Origin of the sequence: Chroococcidiopsis sp. CCALA 051 (assembly GCF_003015105.1) — a bacterium.
GTDB lineage: Bacteria > Cyanobacteriota > Cyanobacteriia > Cyanobacteriales > Chroococcidiopsidaceae > Chroococcidiopsis > Chroococcidiopsis thermalis.
On sequence record NZ_PYCI01000020.1, the window covers coordinates 1 to 21,068 of the forward strand.

A 21,068-nucleotide genomic window follows, 5' to 3' on the forward strand; every position below is an offset into this window, starting at 1 on the left:
AGATGTGTATAAGAGACAGGTGCCATACTGCAAACCTGGAAACCAAATTTGCAACATAATTAGCACTACCGAAAGAGCAACCATTGTAAAAGTTGCCATTACAGGGGCAAGAGTGAGATATTTAAACACATGTTGCATGGCTATTTTCCTAATGTGAGATTGCGAATAGTGCGCACAAAGTTTTGAACTAATTCAACTTAACTAATTCGGCTATCGTGGCGAGATTGGAATTTCCTCATCTCTAGCAGTCAAGTCACCACTCAAGAACTCTTGCAGTGCTAAAAGAGGCCAAAGAACAGCTTTCGATATAGACTGCAATGCCAACGGTAAATCGATAAAAATTTCTTTCATTTCGGGATCGCTAGCTGATTTAGTGGCACGGAGATAAGAACGACCGCTCCAGCCGATAAAACCAGCAACGTACAAAAATAGACCGATGGGAACTAAAACATCAGTAGCTCGATCTAAGCGATCGAGTGGCAAATGAGGTAAACCATCCGTGCCGCAAAGTTCGTATTTTGCGTAAGCCTTAAATGGCTTATTGAAGTAATAGGTATCAGGAGCATTTTTCATCCGCGCCTGAAAAGCTGGCGATTTGCTACAAGGTACGAGAGTGCTATTAGCCGCAGAAGCCGTAGGAATTGTACTGCCCCAAATTACAAAGGCGATCGCTAGTGTAAATAATAACCGCCTCATGTTAATTTCGCTTTTTGTTCTGTCACTTTTTATGAACTGCATAGCATTGTTAATGGTTTGTTTTAGAGGCGCGATCGCCTCTGCAAAAGAGCGATCGTCGTTGTCTTTGGCAAGTATCCTAACAGACTCAAAATCCAATTTAATCTGATTTGATAAAATTTAAATTGTCCTGACTACAAGATAAAAAACGTTTTGTGTTTTATTACTTTACATATTGTTTTTCAAGAACTAAAACTTCACTACAAAAGGATTTTAGAAAATACTAGTAAGCGACTGCCTCATTTCATAGCTTCATTTATGAAGAAAACTTCAGAAAGTCAAAAGTCAAAATTTAAAAGTTAAAACTGAGTAGACAAGCGACAGAAGTTATAACTAACCACCGATAACTGATAACTAACCAATTAATAAAATCCCCTATTTGTGAAGTAGGGGATTTTATTTACCCTACGCTCGATTAACCAAACTTACCAGCAGTCGAAGCAATTACGAAAGCAGCATAAGTGAGGACGTAGCCAACCGCAAAGTGAGCTAACCCCACAACGCGAGCTTGAACGATTGACAGAGCCACAGGCTTGTCTTTCCAGCGAATCAAGTTTGCTAGAGGTGTCCGCTCGTGCGCCCAGACCAAAGTTTCGATCAACTCTTGCCAGTAACCGCGCCAAGAAATCAGGAACATGAAACCAGTTGCCCATACTAAGTGTCCCAACAGGAACATCCAAGACCAGACAGACAGGTTATTCATGCCATAGGGGTTATAGCCGTTAATTAACTGAGCTGAATATAGCCACAGGTAATCGCGCAACCAACCCATCAGGTATGTCGAAGACTCGTTGAACTGAGCCACATTGCCTTGCCAAATTCCTAGATGCTTCCAATGCCAGTAGAACGTCACCCAACCAATCGTGTTTAGCATCCAGAACGCAGCCAGGTAGAAGGAGTCCCAAGCGGAGATATCGCAAGTGCCACCCCGACCAGGACCATCACAAGGGAAGGCATAGCCGAAGTCTTTTTTGTCGGGCATCAGCTTGGAACCACGGGCATCCAACGCACCTTTAACTAATACCAACGTGGTTGTATGCAAAGCGAGAGCAAATGCGTGGTGGACTAAGAAGTCACCAGGACCAATCGTCAAGAACAAAGAGTTCGTACCAGCATTGATCGCACCTAACCAACCAGGCAACCAGACATTCCCGTGATTGGGCCAAGCTGTTGTAGCGATACTATCTGGGTTAGACAACAGAGTATCGAAGCCGTACAACACCTTACCGTGAGCAGCCTGAATGAACTGTGCGAACACGGGTTCGATCAGAATTTGCTTTTCAGGAGTTCCAAAGGCAACCACTACATCGTTGTGAACGTAAAGACTGAGGGTATGGAAGCCCAAGAACAGCGATACCCAAGACAGGTGAGAGATAATCGCCTCTTTGTGCTTCAAGACGCGCTCTAAGACATTGCCCTTATTCTGTTCTGGGTCGTAGTCCCGTACCCAGAAGATCGCGCCGTGAGCAAAAGCCCCCAGCATGATGAATCCAGCAATGTACTGGTGGTGCGTGTATAACGCTGCCTGGGTCGTGTAGTCCTGCGCCATGAATGCATAGGGAGGCAGGGAATACATGTGTTGTGCCACCAACGAGGTGATGACCCCTAAGCAAGCCAAGTGCCAGCCGAGCTGGAAGTGGAGAGAGTTATTGTAGGTGTCGTAAATGCCTTGGTGAGGCATATTGAACGGACCTTCTACTGGAACACCAAAGAAGGTTTTAGCATTCATCATCTCCTTGATGCTGTGACCGATACCGAAGTTGGTACGGTACATGTGTCCGGCAACGATGAATAATACTGCGATCGCCAAATGATGGTGAGCGATATCCGTCAGCCACAAAGACTGAGTTTGAGGGTGGAAGCCACCCAAAAAGGTCAAGATCGCCGTACCCGCACCCTGAGAGGTTCCAAAGACATGATTGGTAGTATCAGGGTTAGCAGCATAAGCCGCCCATTTCCCCGTAAAGAAGGGCGTTAGACCTTCTGGATGGGGTGGTGTAGTCAGAAAGTTACTCCAACCGACGTGCTGTCCGCGAGCTTCGGGAATTGCAACGTGAACCAGGTGTCCAGTCCAAGCTAAGGAGCTAACGCCAAACAATCCCGCTAGGTGATGGTTCAGGCGAGATTCCGCACTCTTAAACCAGGCAAGTCCTGGGCGGAATTTGGGCTGTAAGTGCAACCAGCCAGCTAGCAAGAATACTGAAGCTAGCACGAGTAGGAACACCGAACCCATATAGAGGTCGTTATTCGTCCGCATCCCGATGGTGTACCACCAGTGATAAACACCAGAGTAGGAAATATCGACGGGATAGCTTGCCCCACCTTGGGTAAAAGCATCAACTGCGGCTTTACCGAATTGAGGGTCCCAAATTGCGTGGGCAATGGGACGGACGTGCAGCGGATCTTTTATCCACTGCTCAAAATTTCCTTGCCAAGCTACGTGGAATAGAAGGCTGGATGCCCAAAGAAAGATGATGGCAATGTGACCGAAGTGTGTAGCAAAAATCTTTTGATAAAGATTTTCTTCAGTCATTCCATCGTGACTTTCAAAGTCGTGGGCGGTAGCAATCCCATACCATATCCGACGAGTGGTCGGGTCTTGTGCGAGATCTTGGCTAAATTTGGGAAATTTAGTTGCCATTTACTTTACTAAATCCTCCAATTAGCTAATCCGTTGTTATTAATCTGAATTAGCAAAACAGTACAGACAAACGAAATCTCCCTCGACATGAAGCCGAAGAGAAACTACTGTAATTAAATTCACTAGATACCGTATTGAGGTGTAGTTTTAATAGCGCAATTCAGTAGCTAAATGCAACAAAACTAACTTATTGCGAATAAAAACTAACTCAGTCCTTGTGCATTCGCACATAGAAGCATTATTAAATTATTTAGCGATTTATTAAGGCTAGTAAAGCACTTTTCAAATTATGAAATTGCTTTTAGATTTATAAATTGAAGCGTTCTGGTTAAATCTATCAAACCCTAACTCTACTAAGCTTTTGCAGCTAAAGTATCGCCACAGAGTAATGTTGCATTTGTTTAAGCAACCTTCTTAATTTGGCACTTTATGTTATGCCGCAGTAAGTCAACAACTCACGAGTGACTTAATCAATTATATCCATAAATAATTCTAATATGCGATTGTTAGAGTACGTTTCAAACGCTCTCTAGATAAATGAGCTAAAGGTGGGCGCTGCCTACCCTACGAGGAAAAATATAAATAATTCTAATGTGCGATCGCCAAAATATGCTCTAAATACTCTCTACATCACAAAGTTCAGTTTTATTAGTTAAATTGGGCATTCTAACTATAGTATGCAAAGGTAATTTTTCCCATATAAAGGAAGTTACCAAACTATAGTTCAAGGAATATAAGTAATGATAAACATCCTCTATTTTCTCATGACTGAATTTTGATTGTGGGCGCTTTGTAAACTGCACGCATTTTCACTACAAACGCAATCGTCGCTTTATTGGGCAAGCAGAGAAGGTGTTGAGGGAAATTGGTAATAAGTAATTGGTAAGTCGTAAGTCGTAAGTCGTAAGTTGAAATAAACTGACAACTGATAAACAACTCTTCCTTTAGGCGTAAGCGAGTAAAAGAGAGCAATTTTAAGATTTAAGAGAGCGAGTCGAAGATTCTATCTAAATATCTTGGGCGATCGCAAAAATTAAAGTAGAGTTGTTATTTAGTTCTTTTACTCTACATACTTACCTTATGATGAGCAGAAAGATTGGATTTTGGTTGCTGTGGCTAGGATTTATTACTTACGCTTTCGTATTCGCGCCCCCCGACCAACCAAATACACTGGAGTTAATTACAAATCTTTCTACTGGCAAGTGGGCGGGAATTAATCCTCTAATTGTTTCCCTATTTAATTTGATGGGAGTTTTTCCACTAATTTACAGTTGTTTGCTGTTTATTGATGGTAGGGGGCAAAAGATTCCTGCTTGGATATTTGCAACTATATCAATGGGTGTAGGCGCATTTGCTTTATTGCCTTATTTGGCGTTACGTCAACCGAATCCAACGTTCCCAGGTCAGAAAAATCTGTTGCTCAAGTTATTAGATGCACGGCTAACTGGTGTTGTTTTGAGTATAGGTGCGATCGCGTTAGTTGCATACGGTTTGGGTAAAGGAGATTGGGCAGATTTTTTGCAGCAGTGGCAAACTAGCCGTTTTATTCATGTCATGAGTTTGGATTTTTGCTTACTGTGTGTTTTATTTCCTGCTTTATTAGGGGATGATATGGCACGCAGAGGCATGAATAATTCGGTGATTTTTTGGTTAACAGCGTTAATTCCTTTATTTGGCTCTTTAGGTTATTTGTGCGTGCGTCCGCCTCTACCAGAGGATAGTTCGGCAATAGCGAGTCAGCAAGTGGTGACATGAACAGAAAAATTGCTTTATGGACGATTTGGGCGGGTTTTCTCATTTATGTATTGTTTCTTGCCCCGCCGATTCACTGGCAAGAAACTTTGAATTTGTTGATGAAAATATTGACGTTCCAGTGGGCAAGTGTCAACCCAGTAATTTTGTCTTTGTTTGCCCTAATTGGTGTTTGTATTGCTCTCTACAGTTGCGTGCTTTTCTTTGATGGCAGAATGCAGAAGTTACCATTTTATCCTTTTGCGATCGCCTCTATAGGCACGGGGGTAATTGGGTTAATCCCATACTTAGCTTTGCGAGAAGCAAATCAAGAGTTTACAGGGCAGAAAGATACTTTTTTGCAGTTGTTAGATTCGCGCATTACAGGGTTGTTTCTGACTTTATTTACTCTTGCTTTACTTGGCTTCGGAATTATTTTTGGTGACTGGGGAAATTATCTTCAGCAATTTCTAAGCGATCGCTTTATCAATGGCATGAGTTTAGCATTTTGTCTATTTTGCTTGTTGTTCCCCACAGTCCTCGGTGATGACATGGCGCGGCGCGGATACTACAGCAATTCTCAGTTATTTTGGCTGATTGCCCTAATTCCATTACTCGGTCCCCTTGCCTACCTTTGCTGGCGACCCCCCTTAAGACAGTGACCAGTGACCAGTAACCAGTAACCAGTGACGTTATCAGAATTTGTAGGGGTGGGTTTAGCAAACAAATATAACAGCCTCAACGAAAAATTTTTCCTCAAAACCCGCCCTGACGAGAGACAACAACCAACAACATATATAGTTCATGTGTACCATATAAGAAGTAGTTATTGGGAGAACGATGAGTTATGGCAGTGGCAGAATTGCGAAAGAATGGGATGATGGCGCATCTTCTGGATGCCCTAGACGCAGGTGAGGATATCGGACACTACGGTAGGTTGGTGTTTGCAATGGTGGCGCGTCATTTTTTAAGTGAAGAAGAATTAATTAACTACCTGACTAAAGATAAAGACTGTAGTGAAACAGAAGCACGCAGCCTCTACCACCAGGTACAAGCCAAAGACTACAATCCGCCCAAACGGGAACGGATATTAGAATGGCAACAGCACCAAGATTTTCCGATTTGTCCTAATGCTGACGATCCTGATGCAGGTAATGTGTATAAGGATCTACAATTTCCAGAACACGTCTACGAACACATTTCAGAGTATTACGAACATAAAAATTAGCGATCGCATCAGTAGAGGCGCACAGGTGTGCGTTTCTACCACCAATAATTACTAACTCCAAAAATGCCAAAGCCACGAAACATCCTGCAAAGACTGCTGACACAATTGAAACAAGGATCGCAGGTGTTTCAATATACAGGTAGAGCGGTAGGATTAGTTTGGCAAACAAGTCGCGCCCTAACCTTTGTTTTGGCGATTGTGACTGTGGTAGCGGGTTTACTCCCAGCCGCGATCGCCTATGTGGGTAAGTTAATTGTCGATGGTGTGGTTTTAGCCCATCAGTCGGGATTAGAACGCGATCGCCTGATTACACTAGGCTATCTGGGAATTGAGGCGATTTTAGTCGCATTACTCGCAGGAAGTCAGAGAGGATTAACGATATCCCAGTCTTTGTTGCGAGTGTTGCTGGGACAAAAAGTCAATCTATTAATTTTGCAGAAGGCGTTAACTTTAGACCTTATCCATTTTGAAGATTCAGAATTTTACGACAAGATGACTAGAGCGAGAAGAGAAGCTTCTAGTCGTCCGTTGTCTTTAGTGAGTAGCACGTTTAGTATTGTCCAAAATGCGATTTCTCTTGTGACCTACGGTGGCTTGTTGCTACAGTTTTCTTTCTGGGCAGTCATAGTCTTGTTGTTGTCAGCCGTACCTGCATTTATTGCGGAGACGCGATTTGCTGGGCAAGCTTTTCGCCTATTTCGGTGGCGTGCGCCGGAAACAAGGGAACAGACTTATTTAGAAACTTTGATCGCTCGCGAAGACTTTGCTAAGGAAGTAAAGTTATACCAGTTGGGGGCGATGTTGTTAGAACGTTACCGTTCGATCTTTAATCGGCTATATGGGGAAGATCGAGATTTAACTCTGCGGCGTGGTGTGTGGGGATATTTATTAAGTTTGTTGAGTACGGCAGCGTTTTATCTTGCCTATGCTTGGATTGTTGTTGAAGCGATCGCCGGACGACTTTCGCTGGGTGATATGACAATGTATCTGATGGTATTCCGTCAGGGACAAACGACTTTTTCTAGCACTTTAACTAGTATTGGCGGAATGTATGAAGATAATCTCTATTTATCTAATTTATACGAATTTTTAGAACAACCTATTTCTTTACCTAAAGGCAAAGCTACCCAAGGTTTAATACCTGGAGATGGCATTCGATTTGAAAATGTCTCCTTTATTTATCCTGGTAGTAATAAACTTGCTTTAAATAATGTTTCGTTTCGGATTCGAGCCGGAGAAAAATTAGCCATAGTTGGTGAAAACGGCTCTGGCAAAACGACTTTAATTAAGTTATTGACTCGATTATATAATCCAGATAAAGGGCGAATTTTACTTGACGGTTTAGACTTGCAAGCATGGGATTTAGGAGTTTTACAAAGACGCATTGGGGTAATATTTCAGGACTTTATTCGCTACCAATTTACCGTAGGTGAAAATATTGGTGTCGGTGATGTTACCCGCATTGAAGATAGAGATCTATGGCAAGTAGCAGCAGACAAAGGAATGGCGCTACCTTTAATCGAACAATTACCAGATAGCTTTCAAACGCAATTAGGTAAATGGTTTCGCGGCGGACAAGAATTATCGGGGGGACAGTGGCAAAAAATCGCTTTGTCTCGCGCTTTTATGCGAAATAAGGCAGATATTTTAGTTCTAGACGAACCCACAGCCGCTATGGATGCGGAAGCAGAGTTTCAAATTTTTGAACGTTTGCGATCGCTAACTCAAAATCAGATGGCAATTCTGATTTCCCACCGCTTTTCTACCGTGAGAATGGCAGACAAAATTATGGTTTTATCTGGTGGGAAAGTGGTAGAACAGGGAACTCACGAAGAATTATTGCAGGCGGGAGGACGCTATGCTCATTTGTTTCGCCTGCAAGCAGCGGGGTATCAGTGAGTAAGTCAAAAGTGAAAAGTTAAAAGTCAAAATTGTGTGGGGTGGGCAATGCCCACCTTACTATCACAGTACTTTTTTAAATCAATCAAACCAACCAATATCTTTATCTGAAAATGTAGATGATGACATGTCAGGTAAAGAGTAGGATTGTACTGGTCTAGCTAAGGCAGAACTAACGGGTTTAGAGTTAGATTTAGAGGTTGTTTTGGAGCTAGATTTAGTGTTTGTTTCTGTCAGTTTCAAGATTGTTTCTTTGGCTTGGTCGAGTTCTGCTTGCAACTTTTCAACTTTTTCGACTAAAGTTTTTTGGTCTTGGAGTTGCGATCGCAACTCCTGATTCTCGGTTTGGGCAGCTTCTAGTGCTGCTTGTATGTCTTTCACTGTGGTTTCCAGTTCGGCTTTAGTGGGACTGGTACGGCGATGATTTGTGGCAGATTCAGAATTTGTCTCTTCTGAAGTGGGTTCCTCCACAACAAGTTTTGCTTCTACCGTAATCTCCTGCGGTTCGGCAGATTTTTGCGCCTCTTCTTTCAATAAATCGGATAGATTTTTTCTCACCATAACTTCCTCCAATCCCTCTCCATTTCGTCGGCGACTTTACGGTAATCTAATTGTGCCTCTTTTGCGTGCTTTCCTCGCCACTGGACGATTGGCACGCCATCTAAAGCTGCTCGTTCGTGGGCTTTATAGGCGCGGATGACAGTCTTGCAAGCTGGAATACCGAGTTCTTTAAGGGTGTTTTGAGCTGCTTGCGCGTCCGTCCAACTACGAGGATCGACTCGCGTTAAGAGGACGCGATGGGCTACCCCTGATGGTACGACTGCACGTCTGACTGTCTCAACTAGGATAGCTAAATCCATCGGTGCTGGCGGCGTTGGTAACAATAAATAATCTGCCGCTGCGATCGCTGCTGCCAATGATTCCGAGTTGAGCGCTGGTGGTGTATCGACGACGACGAGTTCGTATTCGTCTACCCGCTTCAATTTGCCCAATAGTAAGGGATCGGTTTCCTGTACTAAATCGAAACCCATTTTTTGTTCGCCGCGATCGACCCACCAAGATAAACTGCCTTGAACGTCAGCATCGACCGCTAAGACTTTGTAATGCTCGGCAAGAATTCCTGCCAAAGCCATACTTGTTGTGGTTTTACCCACGCCACCTTTACCATTCGCCACAACAATTATCTTGGGTTGCCGAGCCATTGCGCATCTTTCTAGGGACAAGAATAGATTACCAAATCCGCGTCCCTAAAATGTTTTAATTCACAGGGAGCAGGGTGTGGGGAGAATTCGGAATTCGGAATTCGGAATTCGGAATTAGTTGTGACTTGCTCCCTCAGCTCTCTTCTGCTCCCTCAGTCAGCTCTCTTCTCCCTGCTTCCGATTACGGCGATAGATGCCAAAAAGCGATTGTCTTGTCTGCACTACCACTAACTAGAGTTTGTCCGTCGCGGCTGAAAGCAACAGACCAAACCGGAGCTGAATGTCCTCTCAGGGTAGCTAGTGTCTCTCCTGTAGTCAAGTTCCATACTCGAATAGTCTTGTCATCGCTGCCCGTAGCAATTTTTTGACCGTCTGGGCTGAAGGTGACAAAATTGACATCAGCTGAATGTCCCGTCAAGGTGCGTATTTCTCGTCCCGTGTTGGGATTCCAAATTTTGATCGAGCGATCGTCACTGACGCTTGCCAGTTCTTGACCAGTTGGACTAAAAGCGAGGGAGTTAACATCGCCTGTATGCCCTCTGAGGGTGAAAATTTCCTGTCCTGTATTGAAATTCCAGATTTTGATCGTTCTATCTGTACTACTGCTGGCAAGCCTTAAACCATCTGGGCTAATGGCAACGGACAAAACTTCAGCAGCATGACCCCTCAAAGTCCGAAGTTCCTCTCCTGTCTTGAAGTTCCAGATTTTAATTGTTTTGTCATAACTCCCACTAGCAAATTTTTGACCGTCTGGGCTAATGGCAACGGTATCAACATAGCTAGCATGACCCTTGAGGCTACGAAGTTCCCGTCCCGTATTCAAGTTCCAAACTTTGACTGTATTATCCTTACTGCCACTGACTAGAGTTTGACTATCTGGGCTAATGGCGACAGAGTAAACCCAGTTGGTATGACCTTTAAGGGTGTTGAGTTCTCGGCGATCGCTAAAATTCCAAATTTTAATCGTTTTGTCGTCGCTACCACTAGCAAACTTCTGTCCGTCTGGACTGAAATCAATCGTATTAACTTCCCCAGTATGCCCTGCGATCGTGGAGATTCGATTGAGATACCAATAACCATATCCCAGCAATCCTAGTAGCAGGATAACACCCCCCACTAGCAGTCGCTTCTGCAACCGTTGGAGAGGAACAAGCGTGGGCAGCGCTTGAGTACGATCGCGCTTGAGTTGCAGTCGCTTTCCCTGACTCGAAGGCTGTCCTATAGGGTTAGAATCTGCCTTGATGCTACTAATTTCGCTTGATGGTAGTTGGGTTTCGATTGTCGCTGGGTCAACAGATAACTGGATGCGATCGCTAAAGTCTCGCAGCACTTCATCAGCATGTTGATAGCGCTGGAGAAAGTCTTTTTGCAGCAACTTGTCTAGAACTCGCTCTAATTTTTGACTAATTGGCGTTTTAAGATATTGTCGCCAGTCTGTCACCCAGCTGTAGCCTTTTTCCGTCCACAGTTGAGATGGATGGATCTGGGTCAGCAGATAAAAGCAAGTTACGCCTAAACTGTAGAGATCGCTAGCTGGATAGGCATCCCCAATATTCATTTGTTCTAGCGAGGCATAACCAAAGGAGCCGATGCTTGTTCCTGGGCTAGCGATCGCCGTTGCCGATAATTGCTTGGAAACGCCAAAATCGATCAGAACTGGTTTACCGTCACTCTGACGGCGAATGATGTTTTCTGGCTTGAGATCCCGATGAATCACATGATGGGCGTGGATAAACTGGAGAACTGGCAATAAGTCACTCAACAGTTGCCAAATTTTTTCTTCGCTAAATATCCCTTGTTGCTCGACTTCCTGCTGCAAAGTTTGCCCTACAATCAACTGCTGTACCAGATACAGGTAGTTATCCTGTTCAAAGTAGGCGTATAACGCCGGAATCTGCGGATGTTCCCCTAACTGTTGTAGGCGCTGTGCCTCTTCCTGAAACAGCTCATTTGCCTTTTGCCAAGCTTTGGTTCCTGGAAATTGCGATACCAATTGCTTGACAACACACGGTTCATTTAGCTTGTCTGTATCCTCTGCCAAAAAAGTTCTACCAAACCCGCCGCTTCCCAACTGGCGGACGATCTGATAGCGATAGCGCAGCAGCGGCTGAATTTCTTTGCCGCAACTGTGGCAGAAGGGCGTTCCTTTGGGATTCAAAGGCTTCTGGCAACTAGGGTTGAGGCAGTAACTCATAATCAGCCGTTAACCAACCGTTGGGTATTATGATAAGTCGTTTCTATAGCTTATTTATACCGCTTATTGAAACCGCTCTCAGCAGAGCGATCGCCCTTGCAGCTCGAAAGACTTTTTCATCATGCTCGATTCAGCGCTAAATTTCACCTATTTTCATTTTATTGAATATATACTGATTTATTCTATTGAATGGTATGTCAGTTTGGATATGTTAACATTTCTTTTTCCTAGCGATTATTTTAATCCGAAAAAAATCGATGAAGCCTATCTTGCTCAAGCTGTATGTTTGTCAAACAGTCGATAGCGATTTAGAAAGAGAATTGAGCAATTTAGGCTGGGAATGTTTCTTTATTAAAGATTACGTCAAATCTCTCAAAACTTCAATTGGCTCAACGATTGAAAAACCTTCAGATATTAAAACAGTTGTGAGTGAAATGCAAAAGTTTCGTGGCACAATTGAAGGTGGTGTTTGTGTTCGACGAGTTGAAGATTTTATATCGGATTCCGAGCGGCGTTACTTTGTTATTAATGGTAGAGTGTTTGCTGCCAATTCAGAAAAGAAAATTCCAACTATTGTAGAAGAATGTGCGAAAAGAATTAATAGTAAGTTTTTCTCCGTAGATGTGATAAAACGTAGAGACGGAGTTAAACGCATTGTTGAAATTGGCGACGGGCAAGTTTCAGATCTTGTAGGATGGACAACGGAACGTTTTGCTGAGATTTGGTTAGATGAATGCTAAGATTTTAGTAACGGTAAACAATTATCTGACCTACAATTTATGTCTCTCTGTCCATGAAACAAATAAAGCAGTTTACAGGAATTATTGAACGGGAAGAAAATGGATACGTTTCTTTGTGTCCAGAGCTGGATATTGCCAGTCAAGGTAGTATAGTTGAGGAAGCAAGAAATAATTTAATTGAAGCATTAGAATTATTTTTTGAAACAGCAGAACCTACTGAAATAGAAACTCGATTGCATGGTGAAGTATTTATCACTAGGTTGGAGGTTGCGATTGGGTAGGCTGCGAGTTCTCTCCGCTCAAGAAGTTTGTCAAATTCTCGAACAATTTGGGTTTATTAAAGTTCGGCAGCGTGGCAGTCATATTATCATGCAAAAGCGAACCGAAGATACAACAATTACTGTTCCCGTGCCGAACTAGTCGGAGATACGTATAGGTACTCTGCAATCTATTATTCGGCAGTCAGGATTACCTCGCTCTCTATTTGAGGAGCAATAATAGCGCTCAATTCCGGTGATTATTAGTATATTGAATTCTCGCTCCTGCCCACTGCAATTTCTCGCGTAAAGTTTGGTAATAAGAATAGTTTTCTCGCAAAATAATGAACTTAGCGTCGCAATCTGCCATTTGAATATCAACTCGCTGTCCGGGCCAAATTGCAGTTGCTAAAACACTATCCATCCATAATTTAGTATTCAGTTCATAGTCGCCTAAAGCCCACACGCTGACGACGGAACCAGGTGGTAAAACAATCGGTCGGCTGGAAAGGCTCATCGGACAGATGGGAGTCACGGTAATCGCTTTCATCCCGTCATGAACGATGGGTCCATTGGCGGAAATGGTGTAGCCTGTGGAACCAGTGGGAGTCGCAATAATTAACCCATCACCCTGATATTGATCGACCACTTCCCCGTCAATTTCCATTTCTAGAATAGAGGTGATCGAGCGGTCAGCAGATGCGGGTTTTATACACATTTCATTTAATGCTAAAAAGCGATCGCTAACTCTTTCTATCTGCGAGCGATTGCCTTCATAAAGTCCCGCTTGTAACATCATCCGCCGCTGAACCGCGTATCTATCCTCTAACAGGCGATCCCAGACTTGTTCTGAATCTTTAAAACTCTCAAATGACTCGGTTAAAAAACCTAAATTTCCACCCACATTGACAGCTAAAATAGGGATTCCCTCAGCAGCTAAGTGCCTTGCAGCTGTGAGTACCGTGCCATCGCCTCCTAGAACTATCGCTAGGTCGATTGGTGCAACTGCTGAGGCGAGAAATACTGGATAAGGATTGTCTTTGGGACCGCTCGGACCCATCAGTATTCTACAGCCACGGTCTTCTAACTGCTGGGCGCAAATTTCTGCCCAGCGGCGACTGAGGGAATCTCCTGCTTTATGAGCGATGATGACTTGCTTTAACTGCACTCAACTACCACTTTAGTAGATTGAATTGCTCCATATCAATTGTGTCGCGGTTACGGTAAATCGCTAACACAATTGCTAATCCTACAGCTGCTTCAGCCGCAGCAACGGTAATGACAAATACAGTAAAGACCTGACCCTTAATTGCTTGTGAATCTAAAAAGTTAGAAAATGCCATCAAGTTTAAATTTACGGCATTGAGTAACAATTCAATTGACATCAATACGCGGATGGCGTTGCGACTGGTAATCAAGCCGTAGATCCCAATACAAAATAGGGCGGCGGCGAGAATGAGAAAGTACTGGAGTTGCATTGATTTCTTGGCTTGCGAGTATCTAAATCTAAGAGTTGCCTTTGGCTTGCTTGTCTTTACTTAAATTGCTGGTGCGATCGCCCGACACGGTAATGAGTTCGCGCGGACGTTCTGGCAATGTCAATACGGGTTGTTCTTTACGAGGCGAAATTATTTGTTCTGGCAAAAATTCCCGCCGCGCTAAAATAATTGCCCCTACCATTGCCATTAATAACAAAACTGAAGCCAGTTCAAACGGTAGCAAGAAGTCGCTGAAGAAATGTTGTCCAATCGAGACGATGGAATTATTACCAGGTGTCACGCCAGTAGAATATACCCAAGGCGTTGCCAGCACCATCGTACTTAACAGCGCGAATAATCCCAAACTGACGATCGCAGTTAATGTCGGGCGTACCCAAGCATTCCGTAGCGGGGCGAAATCCTCGCGCTTATTCACCAACATAATCGCGAATAGGATCAGTACGTTCACCGCTCCGACATAAATCAGCACCTGAGCCGTGGCGACAAAATCAGCATTCAGCAACAAGTACATTCCCGCAATACTGATAAATACCCCTGCTAATAAAAAAGCAGAGTAGACGATATTGGACAGCAGCACCACTCCCAAGGCTGCCCCAATCATCATCGCTGCTAAGATGCCAAACGAAACAATCTGTACCCCTTGTGCTATGTTCACAACTCTTTATCCTTTGCAAATTGGTAATTGGTAATTGGTAATTGGTAATTGGTAGTTGGTTGTCGTTAGAAGTCGATCTTTTTTGACTTTTAGCTTTTGACTTTTGATTCCCTTACCCATTACCTATTACCCGTTACCTACTGAGCAGTCTGTTCTTCTTGCTTGACAATTTCTTCTGGTAGCATACCAGCTCGTTTGGCATCTGCTGGCAGATCGTGCGGGTCGAGTACGCCTTTGGGCAAGTAAACGAGTTCCCGCAGTGGCGTAACCATTGGATCTTGGGTAACTTTATACGGTAAGCGACCTAGAGCTACGTTATCGTAGTTGAGTTCGTGGCGATCGTAAGTACAGAGGTCGTATTCTTCTGTCATGGATAGACAGTTTGTCGGGCAGTATTCCACGCAGTTACCGCAGAAAATACAAACACCAAAATCAATACTGTAGTGATTGAGTTTTTTCTTTTTCGATGGTTTGTCAAATTCCCAATCGACTACAGGTAGGTTAATCGGACAAACACGAACGCACACTTCACAAGCAATACACTTATCAAATTCAAAGTGAATTCTGCCGCGAAAGCGTTCCGAGGGAATCAGTCTTTCGTAGGGGTACTGAACTGTAATCGGTCGCCGCTGCATGTGGTCGAAGGTTACTGCTAGCCCTTGACCGATATAGCGAGCTGCTTGAACTGATTCTTTGGCATAATCGCCAATTTGCTTGAGAAATTTCAACATGGTACTGTGGTGTTTCTCTCTTTTAAGGTCATAGGCAATTGGTAATTGGTAGTTGGTAATTGGTAGTCGATCGCCAATTACCCATTACCCATTACCCGCCGAAGGCAAAGGGAAAAGCTAACTTCAGTGCTGCGGTCAAAAGTAAATTAACTAGACTTACAGGCAGCAAAAACTTCCATCCTAAGTCTAATAACTGATCGATCCTTACTCTGGGTACTGTCCAGCGCAGTAGGATGGCGATAAAGACGAGGAAATAAGCTTTGAGTAGTGTCATCGTGATGCCTAAAGCAGCATCTACTACTTGCAACCAAGAGCTATCTCTGCTCACTCCTACCCAATCAGCAAGAATGTCTAGGGGAATGGGAAATTCCCAGCCACCGAGGTATAAAATAGCTACCATTAAGGCAGAAAGGACAAGGTTAACATAGGAACCCAAGTAGAACAAACCGAATTTCATGCCAGCGTATTCAGTTTGATATCCCGCCACCAGTTCTTCTTCTGCTTCTGGTAAGTCAAAGGGCATCCGTTCGCATTCTGCTAAAGCTGCAATCCAGAAAATGACAAAACCAAGCGGCTGTCGCCATACGTTCCAGCCTAAAATACCGTAGCCCGATTGCTGTTCCACAATGTCGATGGTGCTGAGGCTGTTAGACATCATGACAACCGCCAGCACTGATAGGGCAAGGGGAACTTCGTAGCTAATTGACTGCGCTGCTGCTCGTAAACCTCCGAGTAGGGAGTATTTATTATTGGAGGAATAGCCTGCCATCAGCAAACCAATCGGCTGAATGCTCGACAACGAAATCCATAAGAAAACTCCCATCCCTACATTAGTAATTACCAAGTTCTGTCCGAACGGCACGATTAAATAAGACAGAAACACGGGAATGACAACAATGATGGGTCCGAGGGTAAATAGTAGCGAATCTGATTTGGCTGGAACCACATCTTCCTTGAAGACCAGTTTCAAACCGTCAGCTACAGGAGCTAGTAAACCAAATGGACCGATATATTCAGGACCAATTCGCTGTTGCGCGGCAGCAGAAATTTTCCGCTCCAACCACACGCATACCAACACCCCCACTGTCGAGCCAATAATCATTAAAATCATCGGCAGTGGCATCCATATGACTTTGGCTACATCCGCAGGTAGTCCCAAATCCATTAGGGTTTCAATAAAAGTACCTTGCAGGTCTATTCCTGAATTCATGCTTTGCACTCAGTAAGCAGTGAGTAGTGAGTAGTGAAGCAGCGGGCGCAGAAAAAACCTCTGCGATATTAGCTGCGTAGTAGTGAGTGGTGAGTAGTGAGTAGTGGAAACACTAGGCTCATTTCTCACTCTTTACTCCTCTTCATGAAGATTTTTTTAACATTACACTGCCTAGTATATCGTTCGCTGGCTCACAGCAAAGCAGAGTACTTGAGAAGTTGTACTTATACTTGTATTCGAGGTTTGTCTATAGTTAGGTAATTGGTGATTGGATAGTGGCTGGTGGCTGGTGGCTAGCAGAGTCAGCTTTTTATGTCTACTCACCAGTCACTAACCACTAGTCACTCCTCACGACTCACTGTCTCAAATGCACTGGAGTATAGGAGACATCGTGATGACCGTTGTAAACTTGAGTGGGACGATAAATGCGGTTTTGGACGAGCTGTTCTTTCCAGTGAGCTAGCCAACCTGCTACGCGGGCGATCGCAAATACGGGCGTAAATAAGTCCGTAGGGATACCCATCTTTCTGTATACCAAGCCAGAGTAAAAATCAACGTTAGGATAGATGCCTTTCCCGCCCAGTTTTTCTGCTACGGCATGTTCTAACTCTACGGCGATGTCATAGTATTTGTCGTAGCCGAATTTTTCAAATAACTGCTCTGCCAATTTTTGTAAAATGGTTGCTCGCGGGTCTTTCACCTTGTAGACTCGATGACCGAAGCCCATGATCTTAGCTTTGCGCTGCATACAGTCCTCTAAGTAAGGACGGACATTTTCTACCGAGCCAATTTCTTCTAGCATCGTAATCACTTCCTCATTGGCTCCTCCATGTAGCGGTCCGCCGAGAGTACCAACTGCTGAAGCGACTACAGCGTAAGGATCGGTTAGCGTTGAAGCCGTTACCCGTGCCGAAAACGTGGAAGCGTTCATCGTATGTTCGGCATGGAGAATTAAGCAAACATCAAAGATCCGTGCAGCTAATGGGTCTGGTTCCCGTTCGTTGAGCATGTAGAGAAAGTTTGCGGAGTAATCCAAGCCGTCATGGGGGCGCACGGGGTCGTTGCCATTCCGCATCAACTGAAACGCTGCGATCATCGTCGGTACTGTTGCTAGTAGCCGCACGACGGCATCTCTGACATATACGGGGTTCTCTAAGTCGCGTTTAGAATAGAACAAGCCTAATGCCGCTGCTGAGGCTTGTAGTGCATCCATCGGATGACCGCTTTCAGGAAAGCTTTTCATCATATCCCGAATGCGATACTTAATTCGCCGATGATGTCTCACCTCATGCTCGAATTCCTCTAACTCTTGCTGAGTTGGAAGTTCACCCCAAATTAAGAGGTAGGCAGTTTCTAAAAAGTTACTTTTTTCGGCTAACTCTTCGATGCGGATGCCGCGATACTCCAGTATCCCTTGTTGTCCGTTGACAAAGCTGATACCGGATTGGGCGGCAGGGATGCCTTCTAGACCTGGTCTAAATTCGCAAACGGACATAGCTACACTGGCTGCATAGAAAAGACAATACTCAAGCTAACTTACCAAAAACTTGCCTTGTGTAGTTAGTTTTACCAGAATTATATGCTATCTAGAGCAGAAACTTCGGTGGAGCTAGCCAAAACAGTTGGCTTCGACCCACGGGAGAGTTGACTTTTGGTAAGTTAATACCAATGATACCTGCTTTTCTCAGAACTAGGGCAGCAGAGTCATCATCCAGAGAATTTTCAGCAAATGCTAACTCTTGTTTGAGTTTTCCCCAAATCAGCATTTCTGCCCATTGTCCCAAATCTGGTTCGTGACCGACTAAAGCTAGTTGAGTATCAGTAGCCAGCATTTGCTTTTGTTCTAGCCAGCTTAACCACAGACGAAAATCTCCTTCTGGAGACAGGTGGCTAGATTCTTCAATTTGAGAACTTAATGCACAAGTTTGCAAAATTTCTGCCGTTTGCCTTGCTCTAGCGAGGGGACTGGTCAAAATTAGCTCAAATCGCAAGCCGAGTTCGTAGAGGCGTTTTGCTACTTGTTGGGTTTTTTCCCGCCCTTTGGCTGTCAATACCCGTTTTTCATCCTCCACATCAGGACTTCTTTCTTCAGCAATACCGTGACGGATTAAATACAATTCCATAATACGATTTTAGATTTTGGATTATGGAATTGGTAATGGGTCACTGGTCACTGGTCACTGGTCACTGGTCACTGGTCACTGGTCACTGGTCACTGGTCACTGGTCACTGGTCACTGAAAAAGCCCCTATTCAGTCTGAATCGGACTATCTTGTGGGTTGACCAGTCGTTGAAGCTTCTGCTTGATTTGAGCGTCGAAGACTTCCCATTTCATTTTGGCGTACGCAGAAATTTCATTACTGCCAGATAAGAAGCCCATCGGAATTTCAAAGCCACCCGCGCCGCTACGTCCGCCGCCGAAGAAGCGTCCTTGATTGTCTTGTCCGAAAGCTTCTTTGAGAAATTCGTCGGGGTCTAGGGTAAGTTTGGTGGTACGTAGCGACCCAATGACAACTTCTAGTTCTTCATCTTCGTCGTGAACGATACCATAAACGACAGCCGTGTGGACGTTTTCTTCTGTCACTAAAAAGTCAGCTGCTTGAGGAATAGCATCGCGGTCGTCATAACGTAGGTATCCCACACCTGCAATAGAAAAGTTATTTTGAACTATACGATTTTTCAGCGATCGCTCGATCACATCCATCACCCGTTTGGAGCGATTGGTCTGCAATACGGCTTTGAGCAATTGGTAATCGTAAAATCGACTCAAAAAGCCTGCTGCCTGAAAATCCTCTTCTTGTGCTTGCATCAAGCTGCTGGTGTCGGAACGCAAGCCGTGCATCAAGGCAGTGGCGCATTTGACGTGTTGTCCGACGCTACTATCGAGTACCAGTAACCCTGTTTGCAAGTACTGGGTCAAAATCGTGGCTGTGGCGCGAACGTTGGGACGAATATCGGCAAACTCTGGCTTGAGTTCTCCTTGCAGGCTGTGATGGTCAATGACCGATATGAGTGGCAAACCTGCTTCTAAAACGAGCGAGAGCAGTTGACTTGTCGTCCCTTGGTTGTCAACTAGCACGTAACCTTTATAACCAGATAAGTCTTTGCTTTTAGCTGTTTGAACTGGTAGGCGCTGCGCTGGTAGTCCCGTTAGTTTGACTAAAGCAATATTCTCTTGATGGCTCAAGGTTCCGGCATAAACGATGTCGCACTGCAAATCATATTGCTGCGCGATGAGTTGGTACGCCCACGCCGACGAAAGAGCATCGGGGTCGGGGAAGTCTTGCAATAAGACTAAATGTCGTTCGTGCTGATGTCGCTCTAAAACTTGCCGCAATGCTTCCACTTTTGACGTGGTGGAAGAACCATTGTTGTTGCGTCCAACTGGTTGAGTCCCAGAATCGCCGGACAAGGGAGCGAGAGATGGTTCTTGGGTTGCGACCGCAGATCCCATATCTATCTCAACTTCTTCAACAGAAGACTCGCTATTGGAAGTGGAAGGCAGACTATTAAGCTGCTTGAACGAGTTCAAGGGCATAAATACTATCGTATGCGTGTGAAGCGAAAATTGTGGTCAAAAATGTTACTATTACTCGATAAACTGTATCAGCCTCATCGCACAGTGACTGCAATTTTTTACTGCAATTATTTTAGGCATCAACGGTTATGCTACTCAATCCGGCGCTGGGATGAAATACAAATTCTATTTCTCATCATAGCTCTATAGCAACTATTCAGCCAGAGGTCGATTAAAGACCGATGACATACTTTTGCCACTCATCATGCAGACCGCTCTTGAGATGCTTGGTGACTTCAAAGTAGAGGCTGCTGTAGGGCTTGCGCGGCGGATGGCGCAGATGCATGTGTGCCTCAGATGGAGTGCGGCTACCTTTCTTGACGTTGCAGCGGACGCACGCAGTAACGATGTTTTCCCAAGTATCCATCCCGCCACGCGATCGCGGTAGAACGTGATCTAACGTTAAATCCTCCCCGATGTAGCCGCAGTATTGACAACTGTGACTGTCTCGATGGAGGATATTACGTCTGGTAAGGGGAATTTCTTTGTAAGGGACGCGAACGTAGTGACGCAGGCGGATGACAGTCGGCAAGGGAAACTCGGCGTAAATGACTTTGCCGTTGTGTTCGACTTGCTCCGCTTTGCCTTTAATTAGCAATACAATTGCCCGTCGCCAGCTCGTGATGTTAATCGGCTCGTAAGAGGCGTTCAGGACTAATACCTTAGCCATTGAGTATCGCAGCAGCCAACTTTTTTACAAGATATTAACATAATTACTCATATTTGCGTCATTTGTCATTAATTAAGTGGTGAGTGGTGCGTGGTAAGA

Annotated in this window: 22 protein-coding genes and 1 pseudogene; 8 read left to right on the plus strand and 15 right to left on the minus strand. The window is 44.4% G+C overall.

The genetic code is table 11. The features are described from left to right. The 3 genes from C7Y66_RS06940 to psaB all read right to left on the minus strand — a co-directional run. Positions 1 to 138: hypothetical protein (locus tag C7Y66_RS06940; protein WP_106545002.1), on the minus strand; the 138-nt coding region annotated here is incomplete at its 3' end. 72 nt (positions 139 to 210) lie between these two features. Beyond that, a complete protein-coding gene (locus C7Y66_RS06945) occupies positions 211 to 696 on the minus strand; it encodes a photosystem I reaction center protein PsaF subunit III (RefSeq protein ID WP_015154279.1) in 486 nt (161 codons plus the stop codon). Positions 697 to 1,150: 454 nt separating this feature from the next. Then, the gene (gene psaB / locus C7Y66_RS06950; RefSeq protein ID WP_106545003.1) at positions 1,151 to 3,376 is read right to left on the minus strand and encodes a photosystem I core protein PsaB; all 2,226 of its coding nucleotides are present in this window, start codon (positions 3,374 to 3,376) and stop codon (positions 1,151 to 1,153) included. Positions 3,377 to 4,459: 1,083 nt separating this feature from the next. On the opposite strand from psaB, the gene C7Y66_RS06955 reads away from it, so the two are divergent. The 5 genes from C7Y66_RS06955 to C7Y66_RS06970 all read left to right on the plus strand — a co-directional run bounded on the left by C7Y66_RS06955 (position 4,460) and on the right by C7Y66_RS06970 (position 8,234). Continuing rightward, the gene (locus C7Y66_RS06955; protein ID WP_106545039.1) at positions 4,460 to 5,131 is read left to right on the plus strand and encodes a DUF2834 domain-containing protein; all 672 of its coding nucleotides are present in this window, start codon (positions 4,460 to 4,462) and stop codon (positions 5,129 to 5,131) included. Next, positions 5,128 to 5,769, plus strand: a complete 642-nt coding sequence (locus tag C7Y66_RS06960; RefSeq protein WP_106545004.1) for a hypothetical protein — start codon at positions 5,128 to 5,130, stop codon at positions 5,767 to 5,769. Before C7Y66_RS06955 ends, C7Y66_RS06960 begins: the two co-directional genes overlap by 4 nt. A gap of 24 nt (positions 5,770 to 5,793) precedes the next feature. After that, positions 5,794 to 5,988 (plus strand): hypothetical protein, encoded by a 195-nt coding sequence (locus tag C7Y66_RS30450; RefSeq protein ID WP_146149746.1) that lies wholly within the window; start codon positions 5,794 to 5,796, stop codon positions 5,986 to 5,988. Further along, positions 5,955 to 6,335 carry a hypothetical protein gene (locus tag C7Y66_RS06965; protein ID WP_106167036.1) on the plus strand — a complete coding sequence of 127 codons (381 nt, stop codon included), beginning with the start codon at positions 5,955 to 5,957 and terminating at the stop codon, positions 6,333 to 6,335. Before C7Y66_RS30450 ends, C7Y66_RS06965 begins: the two co-directional genes overlap by 34 nt. Positions 6,336 to 6,398: 63 nt before the next feature. Further along, a complete protein-coding gene (locus tag C7Y66_RS06970) occupies positions 6,399 to 8,234 on the plus strand; it encodes an ABC transporter ATP-binding protein (protein WP_106545005.1) in 1,836 nt (611 codons plus the stop codon). A gap of 81 nt (positions 8,235 to 8,315) precedes the next feature. Here C7Y66_RS06970 and C7Y66_RS06975 read toward each other — a convergent pair whose 3' ends face one another. From C7Y66_RS06975 to C7Y66_RS06985, 3 genes are all read right to left on the minus strand, one after another. Continuing rightward, on the minus strand, positions 8,316 to 8,795 hold the full coding sequence (locus C7Y66_RS06975; RefSeq protein ID WP_015154285.1) for a hypothetical protein: 480 nt from the start codon (positions 8,793 to 8,795) through the stop codon (positions 8,316 to 8,318). Further along, positions 8,789 to 9,436 (minus strand): ParA family protein, encoded by a 648-nt coding sequence (locus C7Y66_RS06980; protein ID WP_106545006.1) that lies wholly within the window; start codon positions 9,434 to 9,436, stop codon positions 8,789 to 8,791. The genes C7Y66_RS06975 and C7Y66_RS06980 overlap by 7 nt, the downstream gene beginning before the upstream one ends. 181 nt (positions 9,437 to 9,617) lie before the next feature. Then, positions 9,618 to 11,630 carry a serine/threonine-protein kinase gene (locus C7Y66_RS06985; RefSeq protein WP_106545007.1) on the minus strand — a complete coding sequence of 671 codons (2,013 nt, stop codon included), beginning with the start codon at positions 11,628 to 11,630 and terminating at the stop codon, positions 9,618 to 9,620. 257 nt (positions 11,631 to 11,887) lie between these two features. Between C7Y66_RS06985 and C7Y66_RS30925 the strand changes: the two genes are divergently transcribed. From C7Y66_RS30925 to C7Y66_RS07000, 3 genes and pseudogenes are all read left to right on the plus strand, one after another. Next, entirely contained in the window at positions 11,888 to 12,370 is a 483-nt protein-coding gene (locus tag C7Y66_RS30925; protein WP_158265877.1) for an ATP-grasp domain-containing protein, read from the plus strand. Positions 12,371 to 12,423: 53 nt separating this feature from the next. Continuing rightward, positions 12,424 to 12,651 (plus strand): type II toxin-antitoxin system HicB family antitoxin, encoded by a 228-nt coding sequence (locus tag C7Y66_RS06995; protein WP_106545008.1) that lies wholly within the window; start codon positions 12,424 to 12,426, stop codon positions 12,649 to 12,651. Continuing rightward, positions 12,644 to 12,868 (plus strand): annotated as a pseudogene (locus tag C7Y66_RS07000) (type II toxin-antitoxin system HicA family toxin). Before C7Y66_RS06995 ends, C7Y66_RS07000 begins: the two are co-directional and overlap by 8 nt. Before the next feature lie 6 nt (positions 12,869 to 12,874). Here C7Y66_RS07000 and C7Y66_RS07005 read toward each other — a convergent pair. The 9 genes from C7Y66_RS07005 to C7Y66_RS07045 form a co-directional block, all read right to left on the minus strand. Then, complete coding sequence (locus tag C7Y66_RS07005; protein WP_015154290.1) at positions 12,875 to 13,795, minus strand: NAD(+) kinase; 921 nt, start codon at positions 13,793 to 13,795, stop codon at positions 12,875 to 12,877. A gap of 4 nt (positions 13,796 to 13,799) precedes the next feature. After that, positions 13,800 to 14,105 carry an NADH-quinone oxidoreductase subunit NuoK gene (nuoK, locus tag C7Y66_RS07010; RefSeq protein ID WP_015154291.1) on the minus strand — a complete coding sequence of 102 codons (306 nt, stop codon included), beginning with the start codon at positions 14,103 to 14,105 and terminating at the stop codon, positions 13,800 to 13,802. Positions 14,106 to 14,133: 28 nt separating this feature from the next. Beyond that, positions 14,134 to 14,781, minus strand: a complete 648-nt coding sequence (locus C7Y66_RS07015; protein ID WP_015154292.1) for an NADH-quinone oxidoreductase subunit J — start codon at positions 14,779 to 14,781, stop codon at positions 14,134 to 14,136. 137 nt (positions 14,782 to 14,918) lie between these two features. After that, the gene (gene ndhI / locus C7Y66_RS07020; RefSeq protein ID WP_015154293.1) at positions 14,919 to 15,512 is read right to left on the minus strand and encodes an NAD(P)H-quinone oxidoreductase subunit I; all 594 of its coding nucleotides are present in this window, start codon (positions 15,510 to 15,512) and stop codon (positions 14,919 to 14,921) included. 91 nt (positions 15,513 to 15,603) lie between these two features. Further along, positions 15,604 to 16,722 carry an NADH-quinone oxidoreductase subunit NuoH gene (nuoH, locus tag C7Y66_RS07025; protein WP_015154294.1) on the minus strand — a complete coding sequence of 373 codons (1,119 nt, stop codon included), beginning with the start codon at positions 16,720 to 16,722 and terminating at the stop codon, positions 15,604 to 15,606. 355 nt (positions 16,723 to 17,077) lie between these two features. Next, positions 17,078 to 18,217: a citrate synthase gene (locus tag C7Y66_RS07030; protein WP_015154295.1), complete on the minus strand. Its 1,140-nt coding sequence runs from the start codon at positions 18,215 to 18,217 to the stop codon at positions 17,078 to 17,080. Between the two features lie 91 nt (positions 18,218 to 18,308). Next, a complete protein-coding gene (sixA, locus tag C7Y66_RS07035; RefSeq protein ID WP_106545009.1) occupies positions 18,309 to 18,845 on the minus strand; it encodes a phosphohistidine phosphatase SixA in 537 nt (178 codons plus the stop codon). Positions 18,846 to 18,970: 125 nt separating this feature from the next. Then, positions 18,971 to 20,260 carry a bifunctional oligoribonuclease/PAP phosphatase NrnA gene (locus C7Y66_RS07040; RefSeq protein ID WP_015154298.1) on the minus strand — a complete coding sequence of 430 codons (1,290 nt, stop codon included), beginning with the start codon at positions 20,258 to 20,260 and terminating at the stop codon, positions 18,971 to 18,973. Between the two features lie 211 nt (positions 20,261 to 20,471). After that, a complete protein-coding gene (locus tag C7Y66_RS07045) occupies positions 20,472 to 20,969 on the minus strand; it encodes an HNH endonuclease (protein WP_015154299.1) in 498 nt (165 codons plus the stop codon). Positions 20,970 to 21,068 lie beyond the last annotated feature (99 nt).

Excerpts from the sequence above, each read along its gene's own strand:
- C7Y66_RS06995 (WP_106545008.1), top strand. The coding sequence starts at position 12,424 with ATGAAACAAATAAAGCAGTTTACAGGAATTATTGAACGGGAAGAAAAT.
- nuoK (WP_015154291.1), bottom strand. The coding sequence starts at position 14,105 with ATGCAACTCCAGTACTTTCTCATTCTCGCCGCCGCCCTATTTTGTATT.
- C7Y66_RS06945 (WP_015154279.1), bottom strand. The coding sequence starts at position 696 with ATGAGGCGGTTATTATTTACACTAGCGATCGCCTTTGTAATTTGGGGC.
- C7Y66_RS06985 (WP_106545007.1), bottom strand. The coding sequence starts at position 11,630 with ATGAGTTACTGCCTCAACCCTAGTTGCCAGAAGCCTTTGAATCCCAAA.
- ndhI (WP_015154293.1), bottom strand. The coding sequence starts at position 15,512 with ATGTTGAAATTTCTCAAGCAAATTGGCGATTATGCCAAAGAATCAGTT.
- C7Y66_RS06965 (WP_106167036.1), top strand. The coding sequence starts at position 5,955 with ATGGCAGTGGCAGAATTGCGAAAGAATGGGATGATGGCGCATCTTCTG.
- C7Y66_RS07030 (WP_015154295.1), bottom strand. The coding sequence starts at position 18,217 with ATGTCCGTTTGCGAATTTAGACCAGGTCTAGAAGGCATCCCTGCCGCC.
- C7Y66_RS07045 (WP_015154299.1), bottom strand. The coding sequence starts at position 20,969 with ATGGCTAAGGTATTAGTCCTGAACGCCTCTTACGAGCCGATTAACATC.
- psaB (WP_106545003.1), bottom strand. The coding sequence starts at position 3,376 with ATGGCAACTAAATTTCCCAAATTTAGCCAAGATCTCGCACAAGACCCG.
- C7Y66_RS06970 (WP_106545005.1), top strand. The coding sequence starts at position 6,399 with ATGCCAAAGCCACGAAACATCCTGCAAAGACTGCTGACACAATTGAAA.
- C7Y66_RS06975 (WP_015154285.1), bottom strand. The coding sequence starts at position 8,795 with ATGGTGAGAAAAAATCTATCCGATTTATTGAAAGAAGAGGCGCAAAAA.
- C7Y66_RS30925 (WP_158265877.1), top strand. The coding sequence starts at position 11,888 with ATGAAGCCTATCTTGCTCAAGCTGTATGTTTGTCAAACAGTCGATAGC.
- nuoH (WP_015154294.1), bottom strand. The coding sequence starts at position 16,722 with ATGAATTCAGGAATAGACCTGCAAGGTACTTTTATTGAAACCCTAATG.
- C7Y66_RS06955 (WP_106545039.1), top strand. The coding sequence starts at position 4,460 with ATGAGCAGAAAGATTGGATTTTGGTTGCTGTGGCTAGGATTTATTACT.
- C7Y66_RS07040 (WP_015154298.1), bottom strand. The coding sequence starts at position 20,260 with ATGCCCTTGAACTCGTTCAAGCAGCTTAATAGTCTGCCTTCCACTTCC.
- C7Y66_RS06960 (WP_106545004.1), top strand. The coding sequence starts at position 5,128 with ATGAACAGAAAAATTGCTTTATGGACGATTTGGGCGGGTTTTCTCATT.
- C7Y66_RS06980 (WP_106545006.1), bottom strand. The coding sequence starts at position 9,436 with ATGGCTCGGCAACCCAAGATAATTGTTGTGGCGAATGGTAAAGGTGGC.
- sixA (WP_106545009.1), bottom strand. The coding sequence starts at position 18,845 with ATGGAATTGTATTTAATCCGTCACGGTATTGCTGAAGAAAGAAGTCCT.